Here is a 12,617-nt window from a genome sequence, read left to right as displayed (position 1 = left end):
TATGAGAGAATATATCGCTTTACACAAGAAAAGCTCCCGAAAAATTTATTTCAAGTACAGCTTTTTAGGTGTTTTAGAAGAACTAAAACTGTACGGCGAAAAATACACAGAGGAACAAGTGAAATGGGTATTACAAAGTACAAGAATGCCATTTACAGAATCTCAAATGTTGTTTTTATGCTCTAATAAAAAGTTAGATTTCGACTATATGCCAATGCCTACAGATTTGAGTTTTGAGTTTTTCTGGAACCTCTACGGCTACAAAAAGGGCAAAATAGCTACCACCCAAAAAGCGTGGAATGCATTGTCCGATGCAGAGAAAATAGAAGTGTTGCTTTATATTCCAAAATTTAAGACAACAAAGCAAATGGATAAAACGGCAATGCCGTATCCTTCAACCTTCCTCAACCAAAAATACTGGTTGGCGGATAAAATATAAATAGTTATGGTAAAAATATATAAGCGTTCATATACAGATCCATGGTTTGTGGAAATAGGAATTTCTATAAATGTACCACAAACAAAAATAATAGATTTTTTAGAAAAACGAGGCTATGAAATTAAGCCTTATATCTACAGAGAGCCTGCGGAGCAAGGCTTTTTAATAGATGAACCACCCTTTGAGGAGCAAACCTTAACCGCTACCAAAAAGGGCGAAAAGCAAAGCAAAGACAATTTATATTTAAAAGTCTTTGAAAAAGAGTTTAAAAAGCATTTAAAAGAATTTTATTAACTAAATATTAAATTATTATGACAAATCCAATTGTGAAATTGGCAGAAAAATGCCAAAAAATTTTCAGAGAAAACATCGAAACTCGAGTTGTATCGAAAAGAGGGCCGGATCATTGCCCGACCATTACAGTGGAGATAGAACTCCCCGACGGGAGGGTATATACAGCCTCCGCAGAAAACCAAAAGGTAGCAAAACAAAAAGCTGCTAAAAAAGCCCTCTTGGAAATATAAAAAAACACCCGCAAAATTGCGGGTGTTTTTTTTGTATTGATTACCAGTTTTTTAAGTCAAAAAATAAGGTATTTGCATAAAAAAAATGAAAAAAAATTTGGATAATATAAGGCATATACCTATATTCGCATAAGAAAATTAAAGGTAACAACAATTAAAAATTAAAGTTATGAACAACACAGTAGAAATTTCAGGCAGAGAGGTAATTTTAGAATCAGCAATCGCTAAATTCAAAAATCACGGTTGCTATCAAATAAAGATAGAACTCCTTTATAATGAAGAAAAAAAGAGTTTTTCAGAAATTACAACTAGTATGTCTGACCTTGATGAAATCAGAGAAATTGAAGACTTAAAAGAGAGAGAATTAGCTCTATACGAGTTAATTCAGTACAAATTAGAAAGCAAATTAGAAGAATGGATTAGAGAAGCGGATTCTTTCTTTTATATAGAAGGCTGGAGAAATGGAAACGTTGTGGGTGTCATCAATACCGATGGAAAACTTAATTCCTTAGAAAATATGGATTTATCAAATTATATGAGTTTTGAATCAGAAGAAGATGCTGAGTGGTACATCACTAATGTGTTAAAAAGAGATGTTGATGTTGAAGATGAAAATGGTTTCTGCTATTCGATAGCAGAATCTTACTAAAAAAGCCCCTTTTCAGGGGCTTAATAGAAAATTAAAGTGTGCAGCAGTTGCACAACAATTAAAGCACAAAGATATGAGTTATTTATTTGACTACAAAACGCCAGAATTTCTACTGGCGGAGCTGCCAATAAAAGATGGCTCGCCAAATGACGATAGACTTTGGGTCTATTGCGTGAAAGCTATATCGCTGATTGAGGTTATAAACCTCAATCAAATTAAAGCCCACAGCTTGAGATTAGCTGATGAGAAAACATATAAGAATGAAAGATGGGGCATTGCTTTTGTTCAGAATAATTGCGAATATCTAGGGCTTGACGAATCAGAAGTAATTAAGAATGCTTGGAAATTTCTAACCGATTACTTTGATTGGGAGGATAAAAATATAGCCGAAAGTTCAACATCGACACTCAACTAATGAAAAACATCAAACAAATCAAAAAAGAACTCGGTCTAAAAGATGCCGACATATCTGAAATTTTTGGATATAAAACACCGGCAGCCTATTCGACTTCTTCGGCTAAGCCGAGAATAGAAAAAGGGATAGAGGCTATCTATCGCCTCATAAAAAAGGCCGAGGAGAAAAAATAAAAAACCGCTGGGAACTTCCGAGCGTTTTTTTTTATTCTTTCATCAGAATATTGTAATTAAAAATCTTGCCATTTTCAATTAAATACTCTATGTCCACAATATAATCACCGCTATTTTTTTCTTCTAAAAAATTAGAAAGTATTTCCCTTACATATTGACAACTATGATAATTATTTTTTTTATTGGGGAACAAAAGAATTAGACCGCTGTATTTTTTAACTTTATATGTAATAATATCAGTCTTTAGGTCAAATTTTTGTTTAATTCTAAAGTTTTTTAAAAACTCATCAGCCAAAAATGATACGAGCCCATCTGTATCAACTTCTTCATGATTTTTAAAATTAAATTTGGTTTTGGCTTTATTTAGCATTTTTTTTGCCAATTTATCAGCCCAATCATTATTATTTTCCATTTGCCAAATATAGTAAAAACCCCGGCTTGCAATAAGGCCGGGGTTTTTGTATTTTTGCGAGTATGAGAGGTTTAGCAAATAAGGGTAGAAATACGGAACTTATCCGCTATCGCAACGAGAAGTTGGCGGCACGGTTCTACTATTATTCCTATTTGTTAGGGTTGAAATTCTCTCGTTGCCTAGAAAACTTAATCCCCGAGTTTGACCTTTCGGAAAGCCGTATTTGCGATCTTATTTCGGAATACTCCGCGTATATTAACCGCTTAGAATTGCAAGGCGTGGGCATTGCGGAATTAAAGCAAGCTTACCCATTTATGACTTGGTCGCCTCTTGTTTCCACCCACAAGAGTAACGCAAAGCAACTGTCTTTAGACCTTTTCTCAAATTTTGCTCCGTAGCACTTTGAAAAGTAAACGCATCAAAATGGTTATCTTCATAGCCTTGCAGTTTGTTGTAAATTTTCTCCGACAAATCCAAATAAGCCATTGCTTGCTCTCTCCTGTTCTCTTCGGTAAGCGAGCTGGTATCACCTGCTTTGACTACCAGTGTGAGCGTGAATTCGGCGTTGATTTGTTGGAATATATCTTGGAAAGTATCTGTACTAACTATGTTAATACCAATAAGCACGGCAGGGTATGCCAAAGGCGGTTTTTCTTCCATTATTTGCCCGAAGTTCAAGTCTATATATTTGATTTCGGGAATTTCTTTAAGAAGCTCCAGGAGCTTGTTGTAAAGTCGTTTCATTTTTTAAATATTTTTTTAAGTTCAATGATTACCGTGTTTTGTATTCTCTGCCTTAGCTCGGCAGAGCTTTCCTCATCGCCTATAAATTGGCGTTTGGGTATGTTTTGATAAATGGTTCGGGTATGCCCTTTTACAGCGATAGGTTCGCCTTTCTTACCTCGTCTTAGAAAGGGATTAACTTTTTGTTCTACTACTCCCGAAAATCCATCGTTATGAGCCTTAGCATAAGGAACATCAGCCCCACCTGCGACTACCCTTACTTTATCTTCCCACACTTGTCCAATCCGAATACTCCGCCTTAGTTTTGCGGTTTTGACGAGCAATGCTCGTCCCTCTTCGTCTCGTTTTCCCCATTTGGTGGGATTTTTTCGTTTTTGCCACGCCTCGCCATTGTAGCTTTGTCGGTCGAAATTATCCTGTGCAAAATGCACCACCTCCTCGCCGATAATCGGTGGAAGTTCTCGCATAAACTGGGATGTTTTTTGTTCAATATTTTTAAATAATTCTTCAGCGGTCATCTTTTAAAATGGTTTTAAAGTTGTTTTTAATAAAACTTTTCGTATATTTGCATTGTCGGGGCGTAAAACCTCTGACACGCCTTTTATAAGGTCACCGGCCATAGTTCGTTTTAGAATTATGGCCGGTCTTTTTTATATCGGTAAATAACCCTGCCCTCTTTAGAAACAATTACAATTTGTTCGGCTAAAAAATTAAAATCTTCATTGAGATCTAATTCGTTGAGCTGTTTTATTACTCTTTCTAAATGGACTTTGTGGTTCAATTTGATGACAACATTCTTGGCTTGCTCTTGCCCGTGTTTGATCATGGATCCAATTTTTCCAATTTTGAATTTACCCTCGTAGCTTTCCATTTCCCAGAAATCATTATCAATATTGAAATCGGGTACTTTTCCATAGTAAGGGGTGGCTTCGAAATGAAAATCGTAAGACCAATGCTCAGCTTTTATTTCGGGCAATACCTTTACTCTTGCTTCAAAATATTCTTTCAGGGCTTTGGCGGTTGTGATTCTATTCTCATACTCACGCTCCACCCTTGTCCGTTCTGTTTCGGAGGTTGTGTGTTTTTTTGCCAAAGTAGAAACTTCCACTCCGTCTATTTCTATGTATCTCAAAGCATCAGTTGTCAATTGGGGCGTATTCGCAATGTATCTATTATCTTCTGTGAAAATTTCGCCCGTAGCCCCCACATTATTCAAAAAGGCTTTTGGAATATCAATGTAAGGCAATAAACGCTGTGGCGTTGGCTCGGCATTTCTTAGCTTAATTACATCGGTTCGGCAGTTGAAATGATTCGGCGGAAAATAGTGCTGTAAAAAAGGGTCGTCCACAGAAACCACAATGCCATGTAACGGGGAGCATATTTCGGAAGTGCGGTCGTCCATAGTTACCATAAATTTCACGAACGGAAAAATGTATTTATCCCGTTGGATTTCCTGCCATTTACGGCTCATCATCGCCCCTGCAACAATCGTGTCGTATTCTGTTTTTAGATAGCGATTAGACATTCCGACTATCCTCATCGCCTCTCGCTTGAATTCATGCCATGGGCGTATGCTTCCGTCGGGACGAAGCAATAAATTATTAAGACGAATGCAGTCGTTATAATTTTTCGCAACGGAGAATTTCCAAACATTTCGTTTTAGCACCTCTCGGGCGATAAAATCGGGCGTGCCATAGTCTATACCGTCCAAGATGTAGCCTTTATCTACTGCTTTGGATAGTTCTTTTCCTGTCTTCTTCACTATCGCCGTAGAAAAGCCGCCTTTTGGAGGTGTTTTTTCTTTGTAAATACCTCTAATGGTGTCCAGCCAATCCTTAGCCAACAAATCCGCCCAGTCGGGCTGGTCGTTGTTGTGCGACAAATGCACGCAGCAGTTTTGATACTCCAGTTCTAATGCTTCCCAATCCAGCTCCTCGTATAGATAGAAAACTACCGAGGAGCGTGGGCGAAAAAATCCTTTAGCTTTTCAAAAAGGCTTAACTCTTTGGCTTGTACTTTTTTCTTTTTAGGTGTTTTTTCTTTTGGATTTTGGTCTTTGTTTTTCTCTTTGGTTTCTTCTGTTTCCTTGCTTTCTTCGTCCTCTTCGGTGTTGGGTTCTTGGGCTTCGGCTTGTATTTTCTTGCCTCTTGGCAAACCAAATTCTTCGTAAAAGTAGTCATCGTCCACGCCGTCGGTAGTCAGATTGTGTACTTTCTCGGCAATTTCCATTTTTTCCTTTGCCGTCATTTCCCTTTTTTCCTCTATGAAATTGAAGAAACCGCCCGCCACGGGATAACCTCGTTTTTCAAGTCTTGGCTTTAACTCTTGATTGAGAAATCTGCGAACAAATATTTTATCCGCTCTCTGTAAATCGTCTTCGGTGTCGCCGTGTACTTTGGCTTGGGCTAACGAAGTACCGTCGGTTGTGGTCATTGTTTGCCCTTGGGTACTTATGAGTATCTGTTTATCCCAATGGTCTAGAAATTCTTTGTGTACGGCTCCGTTGGATTGGCTGGTGTTAATCGTATCAACTTCGGAATTTTTGGACATGGTCATACTTCCTGCGGAGCCTCTTTTTTGGAAGGCTTCCTCCATTTCTCTTTGTCCGTTCTCATCATCGGGGTCGTATTTTCCGATGAGTTGAGGAATGCCAAACAGCTCACAAAATTGGGCGTAATCTGCTCCGCCGTTTCGTTTGAAAATAGCGTAAGGAGCGGTGCGAGCGAAAATCCCCAAATCTCTATCGTTCCCAACATTCAAAAGGAAGTCGTCGTTTTCGTATGGAAAGCCCTCATCGCTCGAAGTATCTTTTAGAATCTTTTTATTTAAAGTGTCTAAATGCCTGCGGTCTATACTGTTTATTTTGAAGCCGTTGGAAAAATCCAACTCAATTACAGACTTTCCGTAAAATTTAGACAATAGAATCTCACGCAAAAGGTTTTCAAATTCGGGCGTGTCCATAAAGTCCCACATTTCCTCTACTTCCTTTCCGTCTTTTTGGAAAGTGAGGTTGGCATTGGTAATGGCTCGTAATCGTTTGTCCATCGCCTCATAAAGCACGCCGTCCAGCAATAAGTTATTGTATAGCTCAACAAGGCGTTGTCGCTTTCCTCTATATGCCTGTGAAAGTGCAGATGTCCAATTTTGAATGTCAAGCGGACTGTGTCGTTCGGGTTTTACGACCAGTACTTGGCTAATTTTTAGCCCTTGATTTTGGTTATTCGTTTTTTCGTTTTTCATTAGTAGTGGTTTTGTCTTGGTGGATTAGAATGATAGCTGAATGCTTTTACTTTGTCTTCGGTTTCTTCCAGTTTTGGGAGATTGGCAGGCATACCTTTATAGACGGCATTCAGCCAATTAACCGCTTGTTCGTAGCGGAATTTTTTATCCGAATATTCTATGTTTGGGTTGGAAAGTCCCATGATTTCCCAAACAGCAATGTCCTTGATTATCTTCACTAACAGCGGATTGCGTTCTGTCCCTGTTTTAGCGAAAATTTCACTGACATTATAGTCTTTCATTAGCTTAGTAGTGGCAAACTCAATCGCCATATCTATACACGCTAAGGCGATAGTTTCGTCGTCGTGGATAATCGCTCGGAGTTCTGTCTCGTGGCAATGCGTTTTTAATTCTTCTATTTCTATGTACATAGTCTTTGCGTTTAGGGGTTAGTATCGTTTTTTATTGGTCGGCTTCTCGTGCGCTTTCGGGCGGTGGTCGCCGTCTATATTTTTATGGTTAATTATCCAAATCGCACCCTCGCAGGCATCGGGAGCGTCGTCGTGAGCTCTACTCTTTGGCGATAGTGCCAAAAATTGAAACTCGGCTTCTTTCATGTCCTCTCGCCCTTTTAACTCTTCGTTAAAAATGAATTTTCCGTTTCGGTTGAGAGGTTCGAGATTGCTCTCTATTCGGTAGAACTTCTCGGGCTTTTTGCGTTCGTCCGCTTTGAGTGGTAGCGTAATGTTATAGCGTTTATTCGCCTTTTTTATCTCCCTTTTCAGAGTGTCATCTATCCACGGATATTCTATGTAATAATAGACTGAAACGCCCGAATTTGCCGTTTTTTTGTCCGTTTCGTATAGATGCTCCAGCATCTTTGCGGTGGAAGTTTTTTGGCAAAACATATCTATTATATGATATTCGTCTTTGTATTTTCCAACCAAAGCCGTCGCCTTGTAGTCGCCGTTTTTCTTATAGGAAGGGTCGGTGTAGGAAACAAGAAATTTATACTTTTTAAGCGGTTGAATTTTGCCATATTTCAGCTCCTTGAATACTTTTCCAAGATTGATAGGATTGTTAAAATATTCGCCTTGCACCGCTTGGGCTGAAATCTTAGACAACACACGGTCGATATGTTCCTCGCTGTTTTTCGCTGGCCAGGTAGATTTTCCGTTTTCATCTCTAATATTGATAATATCGGCATGGTCTGCCATTTCGATGGCTTTTTTGATACAACAGTAGTCGGCGATGATGTTTCCGTTGAACAAGACCGTCAAAGGCTCGGAAACCGAGCGTGTCGCATACAATGCTTTTTCAAACCAAGCCCATTTTTTATCTACGGTATCGGGGTTTCGGCAGTCTTCGTCCGTGTCGAAGTCGTCCACGATAATTGCATCGGGGCGTATATCCTCGTTTCTCGCTCCACGGGGTGCGTTACCCGCCCCAACGGCGATGAACATCGCCCCCTTTTTGATTGTGAACTGGTCTTCTCGCCAGTGTCCGTGGTTCTGCTGTACGCCATAATCGTGGATAATTCTGCTGTTGTTTTCAAAAGCACTTTTAAAAGGTTTTAAAAGACGAACGGCAGATTCATTGGTAGCTGATGCGATGATGATAAACTTCTTTTTCCCCGTGAGGGCTAAATAGGTAAACTCCATCATGGCTCTTGCCGACTTGGCAAGTTCCCGCGACCACGCACGCACTTCGTACCACTCCATGTTTTCTGTGATACGCTTGGTACTGGCTTTGTGAAATTCCGCAGGTTCGCATTTGTAATACTTATGGAAATAGTATTTGAACCACTCTTCGGGATTGGCTTCTAAACGTTTTTTTCGCCTCTCGATGTCGCTGGCGGTTTCGGATAAGTCCACGCTGGCTTTTTGGCGAAGATTGGTATAGTACTGTTGCCAAAATTCTAACGCTTTTCTATCCTCTGGAGTTAATCTTTTGGTTGTTAGCATAGCGTTAGAGTTTTGATTTTATAAATGTATCGGTGTAATCTGCTAACAACTGGGCATCTTCGAGGTTCTCGGCTCTCACAAAGTCTAGAAATTGGGTTAAGGCATTGATTATTTCGGGCAAAAGTGCCTTAGTCTCTAAATCCTTAATATTTTTAATGAGTTGGTTTCGGATTTGAGCCGTTTTGAAGTCGGCGAAACGAAATCCCTCGTCTTGCTTTTTTATAAAAGCGTTGAGTTCTGCCAGCTCATCTTGCATTTGTACGAGTTGCTCTTGTCGGGTAAGCAAAATATTTCTTCTCAGCCCTTCCCATTTCTCGGCTTTTATCCATTCGGAGAGCGTATTGACGGACACTCCTACACGCTCGGCGAGGTCTTTTATGGTGATGTTCTTTTCTTGTAGAAACAAGATTTTAGCGTATTCCTTTTTTTGCTCTCTTTCCTTATTAGAGAGCCTCCCTTTCTTTGCCATAGCGATTAGTTTTATGGCAAAATTCCTCCATTAAAGGTAGTTTCTAAAGCTGTTAATTTATGATACCCTAATTTTTAGGGTATGATACCCCGAATTTAACAGTACCATAAAACGCCAGCTTTTCAGAGCCTTTTTCTTACTCCAATTTTGCCCCGAAAACTAAAAGAAACAGGCAGATGAAATTCATACTAAATGACGAAACGAAAATCAACTCCAAAGGTTTTAGAGTGCTTAATAGTGGTATCAGCCTATCGAGGTTCTTGGATAACCCTGTGTGCCTAAATAACCACTCGAATAATACCAAAGATGTTCTAGGAACTTGGGGAAATGTAAGCATAGACGGTAATTTTCTAACCGCCTCGCCTGAATTTGACACCGAAGACCCCGACGGAAAAGAGGTTGTGAGGAAAGTAAATGCTGGAAAAATAAAAGCCTGCTCCATAGGCATTTTTATTGAGCCTAACGGTATGGAATTGATTAACGACGAATTAGTCGTTACGAAGTGTGAACTTTTTGAGGCATCTATTGTGGCTGTGCCTTCCAATGCCAACGCTATCGCCTTGTATAATGAAAAAGGCGAAATCTTATCGGACAAAGAAGTTACCAGTCTTTGTTTATCCGCAAAAAATAATCATTCAAAACTAAATACAATGAAACAAGTAATAGCCTATCTGCAATTAGATGCAAATGCAGATGAAACGGCAATCATTGGTGCCGTGAAAGCAATTGAGGCAAAACTCACCGCCTCAGAAAACGAAAAAGCAGCGCTAAAAGCCGAAAATGAAACGCTAAAAACGGCAGAGCAAAACCGGCTAAAAGCCCTACTTACCGCAGAGGTAGAGCAAGCGGTAAAGGACGGAAGATTGGACGAGGCGGGCAAAGCCCCGATTTTGGAAATGGCTCACGACTCTGCTATAACATTACTTAAAGCCTTACCAAAACGAAAATCGGTTTCAGAACAACTACAAGGCGATGAGGAAAAACTCGCTGCATTTGATAAGATGACTTGGGACGAGCTGGACAAAGGCAACCATTTAGCTTCACTAAAAGCCGATTATCCTGACTATTTCGCTGAACGCAAAAAGAGGCAATTCGGCAAGTAACTAAAACAATAACCATTAAAACAAATAACCATGGGACTAGAAAAAGAAATTTGGAAATCAACCATTGAGGAGAAGTTAAAGCAGGATAATAGCTTCCTCAATCATATATCCGATGTTTCGGATAGTAATATTATTAACGGAAAGATAGTACACATACCACAAGCGGGAGCTCCATCTAAGGTAGTTAAAAACAGGACCACTCTCCCAGCAGAAGTGAAAAAAAGAACGGACGGAGAAGTTCTTTATAAAATAGACGAATATACTACCGACCCAATTTACATTCCACACGCGGAGACGGTGGAGCTATCTTACGATAAGAGACGCTCAATATTAGACCAAGATATTGCGAACTTATCGGAAGAAGTCGCAGAGGGTATGCTGACGAATATGGTAGTGTCTCCTGTTGGAGATAATAAAACGCTACCGACAAAAAATATTTTAGAAACCACAGGTACGGCAACCACTGTACTTTTAGAAGGAGCAACGGGTAATCGTAAAAAGTGGACATTATCGGATTTGCAAAGAATGCAAAATCTTATCCGCTTTCAAAAAGCGTGGCAAGAGGGACAAATGTACGCTCTATTACCAGCAAATGCCATTTTGGATTTATTCCCTGCGGATAGCCAACTTACCGCAACCTATATGCAATCTGTAACGGAAGAAGAACGCAGGTTAGGTGTAATGTTTAAGGTACAAGGGTTTAATATTATGCTTCGCTCTTCTGTATTTACAATGACTGCCAGCAAAGAGTTTAAAGCCTTTGGTGCCGTGGTAGATAATACAGACTCCGAGGCTGGAATCTTCTGGAACAAATTTATGGTAGAGAAAGCCTTTGGAGATTTGGAGACTTTTGAGAGAGAGAAAGACCCACAATACTACGGGGATATTTACTCTTTCTTAGTTCGTATGGGAGGAAGAGCCAAGAGAAAGGATTTTGAAGGCATTGCGGTACTAAAACAAGCTAACGCATAAAACTAACCAAAACCAATTGCAGGGATTATTCCCTTAGTCCCTGCATTTAAAAACTAATAACCTATGAGAACTATTAAGTATATCGTTTTGCATTGTACGGCAACGCCTCAAAACACCACCATTGAAAGCATTAAACGCTTTTGGAGAGAAAAACTTGGATGGAAAAATGTCGGGTACCACTACATTATTAAGCCCGACGGGGAAATCGTCCAGCTTGCGGATTTAAACACCATTACTAATGGGGTAAAAGGGCGTAACAAAAATGCTATTAATGCTGCTTACATTGGAGGAGTAGAAAAAGGCAAGGCGGTTGATAACAGAACCGTTCAGCAAAAAGCCTCACAAGTAAAACTTTTGAGAGAGCTACAAGCGAAATATCCAACCGCAGAAATTCTCGGACATCGGGATTTATCGCCCGATTTGAATGGCGACGGGATTATCTCCCCTCACGAGTGGACGAAAGAATGCCCCAGTTTTGACACAAGAAAGTGGCTTAAAGAAATCAATTTTTAATTATGAAAACGCACCTACCACAACCTTTTGAACAAGAAGACATAAGGAAAGATCCTAAAGCGGTTGTGATAGGACTTTTAATAGGCTTGCTTCTAATGTTCGGTAGTGTGATAGGTGTATTATTCAATCGGCGAGAAGAGGTAGATGAAAATTGTAAAGACAGGATATTCAAACTATACGACACTATTCTAGTTGAAAGAAATAAACGAATATACTTCTATGAACGGATGATTTTCTACCAAAAAGAAAACAAACGACTGCAAAAACAGGACAGCCTAATAAAAAGCAATACAGAACCGCTAATCAACAAAATTTATAAATATGAAAAGTAAAATTTTTATCATCATTTTATCTCTACTGCTTGGTTTTAGTGTGTTTTTACACATAAAGAGAGAATGGGAGCTTGGCAAAAAAGAGCAACAAATTTCGGAGCTTATAGAGCATTCGGGGAAAAATGAAATTATAAATCATTATTACCGAGACAGCATCAAGCACACGGTCTTCAAAGAGAAAGTAGTGGAGACCACGAATGAGAAGCAACTCGCTATCGGCAAAACCTACGCAGATAGCCTAGAGCAAGCACTTAAAATGTCCATCAAAAAGATAGACCAAGTAAGTAAGATAAATGCCGAGCTAATAGCTCGCCTCCAATTACGCGAGTTTACTCAGCCTAATGGAGATAAGGTATTATCCCACAAAGATAAATACCTAAATCTAAACTATTATCCGCAGACGGATAGCGTGGAATTTAGATACAATATTAGGTTAAACGAAGCTCGCTATAAGGATAAAAAGTGGCTTTTCGGAAAGACAAACCATTACATAGATGTATGGTCTGACGACCCAAGGGTGCAAATTAACGGGCTGAAAAGCTACCGCATTAGGGGACAGCCCCTGCCTCGCTGGGGGCTAGGCGTACACGCAGGATATGGTATATCCCTTAACAACGGAATACTACAAACCACCCCCGTCATAGGGCTAGGTATCAATTATAATTTAATCAACTTTTAAAAAATAAACA

At 39.5% G+C, this 12,617-nt stretch carries 19 protein-coding genes; 11 read left to right on the top strand and 8 right to left on the bottom strand.

Features of this window, described 5'->3' with window-relative positions; genetic code table 11:
- Position 1: 1 nt before the first annotated feature.
- The 6 genes from VQ048_RS01250 to VQ048_RS01225 all read left to right on the top strand — a co-directional run bounded on the left by VQ048_RS01250 (position 2) and on the right by VQ048_RS01225 (position 2,200).
- Positions 2–439 carry an LvrA C-terminal domain-related protein gene (locus VQ048_RS01250; RefSeq protein WP_327609859.1) on the top strand — a complete coding sequence of 146 codons (438 nt, stop codon included), beginning with the start codon at positions 2–4 and terminating at the stop codon, positions 437–439.
- A 6-nt stretch (positions 440–445) separates the two neighbouring features.
- The gene (locus tag VQ048_RS01245; protein ID WP_327609858.1) at positions 446–733 is read left to right on the top strand and encodes a hypothetical protein; all 288 of its coding nucleotides are present in this window, start codon (positions 446–448) and stop codon (positions 731–733) included.
- A gap of 17 nt (positions 734–750) precedes the next feature.
- The gene (locus VQ048_RS01240; RefSeq protein ID WP_327609857.1) at positions 751–963 is read left to right on the top strand and encodes a putative dsRNA-binding protein; all 213 of its coding nucleotides are present in this window, start codon (positions 751–753) and stop codon (positions 961–963) included.
- Between the two features lie 169 nt (positions 964–1,132).
- The gene (locus VQ048_RS01235) at positions 1,133–1,612 is read left to right on the top strand and encodes a hypothetical protein (RefSeq protein WP_264314790.1); all 480 of its coding nucleotides are present in this window, start codon (positions 1,133–1,135) and stop codon (positions 1,610–1,612) included.
- Positions 1,613–1,685: 73 nt separating this feature from the next.
- Positions 1,686–2,027, top strand: coding sequence for a hypothetical protein (locus tag VQ048_RS01230; protein WP_264314789.1), 342 nt, complete (start codon positions 1,686–1,688; stop codon positions 2,025–2,027).
- The gene (locus VQ048_RS01225; RefSeq protein WP_264314788.1) at positions 2,027–2,200 is read left to right on the top strand and encodes a hypothetical protein; all 174 of its coding nucleotides are present in this window, start codon (positions 2,027–2,029) and stop codon (positions 2,198–2,200) included. The genes VQ048_RS01230 and VQ048_RS01225 overlap by 1 nt, the downstream gene beginning before the upstream one ends.
- Before the next feature lie 31 nt (positions 2,201–2,231).
- Here VQ048_RS01225 and VQ048_RS01220 read toward each other — a convergent pair whose 3' ends face one another.
- The 8 genes from VQ048_RS01220 to VQ048_RS01185 form a co-directional block, all read right to left on the bottom strand.
- Entirely contained in the window at positions 2,232–2,612 is a 381-nt protein-coding gene (locus VQ048_RS01220; RefSeq protein WP_264314787.1) for a hypothetical protein, read from the bottom strand.
- Between the two features lie 312 nt (positions 2,613–2,924).
- Entirely contained in the window at positions 2,925–3,356 is a 432-nt protein-coding gene (locus VQ048_RS01215) for a hypothetical protein (RefSeq protein ID WP_327609856.1), read from the bottom strand.
- Positions 3,353–3,874 carry a phage virion morphogenesis family protein gene (locus VQ048_RS01210; RefSeq protein WP_327609855.1) on the bottom strand — a complete coding sequence of 174 codons (522 nt, stop codon included), beginning with the start codon at positions 3,872–3,874 and terminating at the stop codon, positions 3,353–3,355. Before VQ048_RS01210 ends, VQ048_RS01215 begins: the two co-directional genes overlap by 4 nt.
- Positions 3,875–3,990: 116 nt before the next feature.
- Positions 3,991–5,244: a phage minor head protein gene (locus VQ048_RS01205; protein ID WP_327609854.1), complete on the bottom strand. Its 1,254-nt coding sequence runs from the start codon at positions 5,242–5,244 to the stop codon at positions 3,991–3,993.
- A gap of 62 nt (positions 5,245–5,306) precedes the next feature.
- Positions 5,307–6,596: a phage portal protein family protein gene (locus tag VQ048_RS01200; RefSeq protein WP_327609853.1), complete on the bottom strand. Its 1,290-nt coding sequence runs from the start codon at positions 6,594–6,596 to the stop codon at positions 5,307–5,309.
- Positions 6,596–7,006, bottom strand: coding sequence for a phage protein Gp36 family protein (locus VQ048_RS01195; protein ID WP_327609852.1), 411 nt, complete (start codon positions 7,004–7,006; stop codon positions 6,596–6,598). Before VQ048_RS01195 ends, VQ048_RS01200 begins: the two co-directional genes overlap by 1 nt.
- 18 nt (positions 7,007–7,024) lie before the next feature.
- Positions 7,025–8,539: a hypothetical protein gene (locus VQ048_RS01190; protein ID WP_327609851.1), complete on the bottom strand. Its 1,515-nt coding sequence runs from the start codon at positions 8,537–8,539 to the stop codon at positions 7,025–7,027.
- Positions 8,540–8,543: 4 nt separating this feature from the next.
- Positions 8,544–9,008: a helix-turn-helix domain-containing protein gene (locus VQ048_RS01185; protein ID WP_015345329.1), complete on the bottom strand. Its 465-nt coding sequence runs from the start codon at positions 9,006–9,008 to the stop codon at positions 8,544–8,546.
- Between the two features lie 176 nt (positions 9,009–9,184).
- Here VQ048_RS01185 and VQ048_RS01180 point away from each other — a divergent pair, with 176 nt between their 5' ends.
- The 5 genes from VQ048_RS01180 (at position 9,185) to VQ048_RS01160 (ending at position 12,607) form a co-directional block, all read left to right on the top strand.
- Positions 9,185–10,111, top strand: a complete 927-nt coding sequence (locus tag VQ048_RS01180; RefSeq protein WP_327609850.1) for an HK97 family phage prohead protease — start codon at positions 9,185–9,187, stop codon at positions 10,109–10,111.
- A 30-nt stretch (positions 10,112–10,141) separates the two neighbouring features.
- A complete protein-coding gene (locus VQ048_RS01175) occupies positions 10,142–11,083 on the top strand; it encodes a hypothetical protein (protein ID WP_327609849.1) in 942 nt (313 codons plus the stop codon).
- Positions 11,084–11,146: 63 nt separating this feature from the next.
- Positions 11,147–11,596, top strand: a complete 450-nt coding sequence (locus VQ048_RS01170; protein ID WP_327609848.1) for an N-acetylmuramoyl-L-alanine amidase — start codon at positions 11,147–11,149, stop codon at positions 11,594–11,596.
- 2 nt (positions 11,597–11,598) lie between these two features.
- On the top strand, positions 11,599–11,928 hold the full coding sequence (locus VQ048_RS01165; protein ID WP_049589140.1) for a hypothetical protein: 330 nt from the start codon (positions 11,599–11,601) through the stop codon (positions 11,926–11,928).
- Positions 11,918–12,607 carry a DUF6808 domain-containing protein gene (locus VQ048_RS01160; RefSeq protein WP_327609847.1) on the top strand — a complete coding sequence of 230 codons (690 nt, stop codon included), beginning with the start codon at positions 11,918–11,920 and terminating at the stop codon, positions 12,605–12,607. The genes VQ048_RS01165 and VQ048_RS01160 overlap by 11 nt, the downstream gene beginning before the upstream one ends.
- Positions 12,608–12,617 lie beyond the last annotated feature (10 nt).

This window comes from Bergeyella anatis, from assembly GCF_036016955.1.
Lineage (GTDB): Bacteria > Bacteroidota > Bacteroidia > Flavobacteriales > Weeksellaceae > JAYWXI01.
The sequence above is the reverse complement of the archived record's forward strand: the minus strand, read 5'-3'. Positions and strand labels throughout refer to the sequence as shown.

Bases quoted from the DNA above. Each gene is read 5' to 3' on its own strand.
- VQ048_RS01170 (WP_327609848.1), top strand. From the start codon at position 11,147: ATGAGAACTATTAAGTATATCGTTTTGCATTGTACGGCAACGCCTCAA.
- VQ048_RS01190 (WP_327609851.1), bottom strand. From the start codon at position 8,539: ATGCTAACAACCAAAAGATTAACTCCAGAGGATAGAAAAGCGTTAGAA.
- VQ048_RS01230 (WP_264314789.1), top strand. From the start codon at position 1,686: ATGAGTTATTTATTTGACTACAAAACGCCAGAATTTCTACTGGCGGAG.
- VQ048_RS01215 (WP_327609856.1), bottom strand. From the start codon at position 3,356: ATGAAACGACTTTACAACAAGCTCCTGGAGCTTCTTAAAGAAATTCCC.
- VQ048_RS01175 (WP_327609849.1), top strand. From the start codon at position 10,142: ATGGGACTAGAAAAAGAAATTTGGAAATCAACCATTGAGGAGAAGTTA.
- VQ048_RS01235 (WP_264314790.1), top strand. From the start codon at position 1,133: ATGAACAACACAGTAGAAATTTCAGGCAGAGAGGTAATTTTAGAATCA.
- VQ048_RS01245 (WP_327609858.1), top strand. From the start codon at position 446: ATGGTAAAAATATATAAGCGTTCATATACAGATCCATGGTTTGTGGAA.
- VQ048_RS01165 (WP_049589140.1), top strand. From the start codon at position 11,599: ATGAAAACGCACCTACCACAACCTTTTGAACAAGAAGACATAAGGAAA.
- VQ048_RS01250 (WP_327609859.1), top strand. From the start codon at position 2: ATGAGAGAATATATCGCTTTACACAAGAAAAGCTCCCGAAAAATTTAT.
- VQ048_RS01180 (WP_327609850.1), top strand. From the start codon at position 9,185: ATGAAATTCATACTAAATGACGAAACGAAAATCAACTCCAAAGGTTTT.
- VQ048_RS01240 (WP_327609857.1), top strand. From the start codon at position 751: ATGACAAATCCAATTGTGAAATTGGCAGAAAAATGCCAAAAAATTTTC.
- VQ048_RS01160 (WP_327609847.1), top strand. From the start codon at position 11,918: ATGAAAAGTAAAATTTTTATCATCATTTTATCTCTACTGCTTGGTTTT.
- VQ048_RS01200 (WP_327609853.1), bottom strand. From the start codon at position 6,596: ATGAAAAACGAAAAAACGAATAACCAAAATCAAGGGCTAAAAATTAGC.
- VQ048_RS01220 (WP_264314787.1), bottom strand. From the start codon at position 2,612: ATGGAAAATAATAATGATTGGGCTGATAAATTGGCAAAAAAAATGCTA.
- VQ048_RS01210 (WP_327609855.1), bottom strand. From the start codon at position 3,874: ATGACCGCTGAAGAATTATTTAAAAATATTGAACAAAAAACATCCCAG.
- VQ048_RS01195 (WP_327609852.1), bottom strand. From the start codon at position 7,006: ATGTACATAGAAATAGAAGAATTAAAAACGCATTGCCACGAGACAGAA.
- VQ048_RS01225 (WP_264314788.1), top strand. From the start codon at position 2,027: ATGAAAAACATCAAACAAATCAAAAAAGAACTCGGTCTAAAAGATGCC.
- VQ048_RS01185 (WP_015345329.1), bottom strand. From the start codon at position 9,008: ATGGCAAAGAAAGGGAGGCTCTCTAATAAGGAAAGAGAGCAAAAAAAG.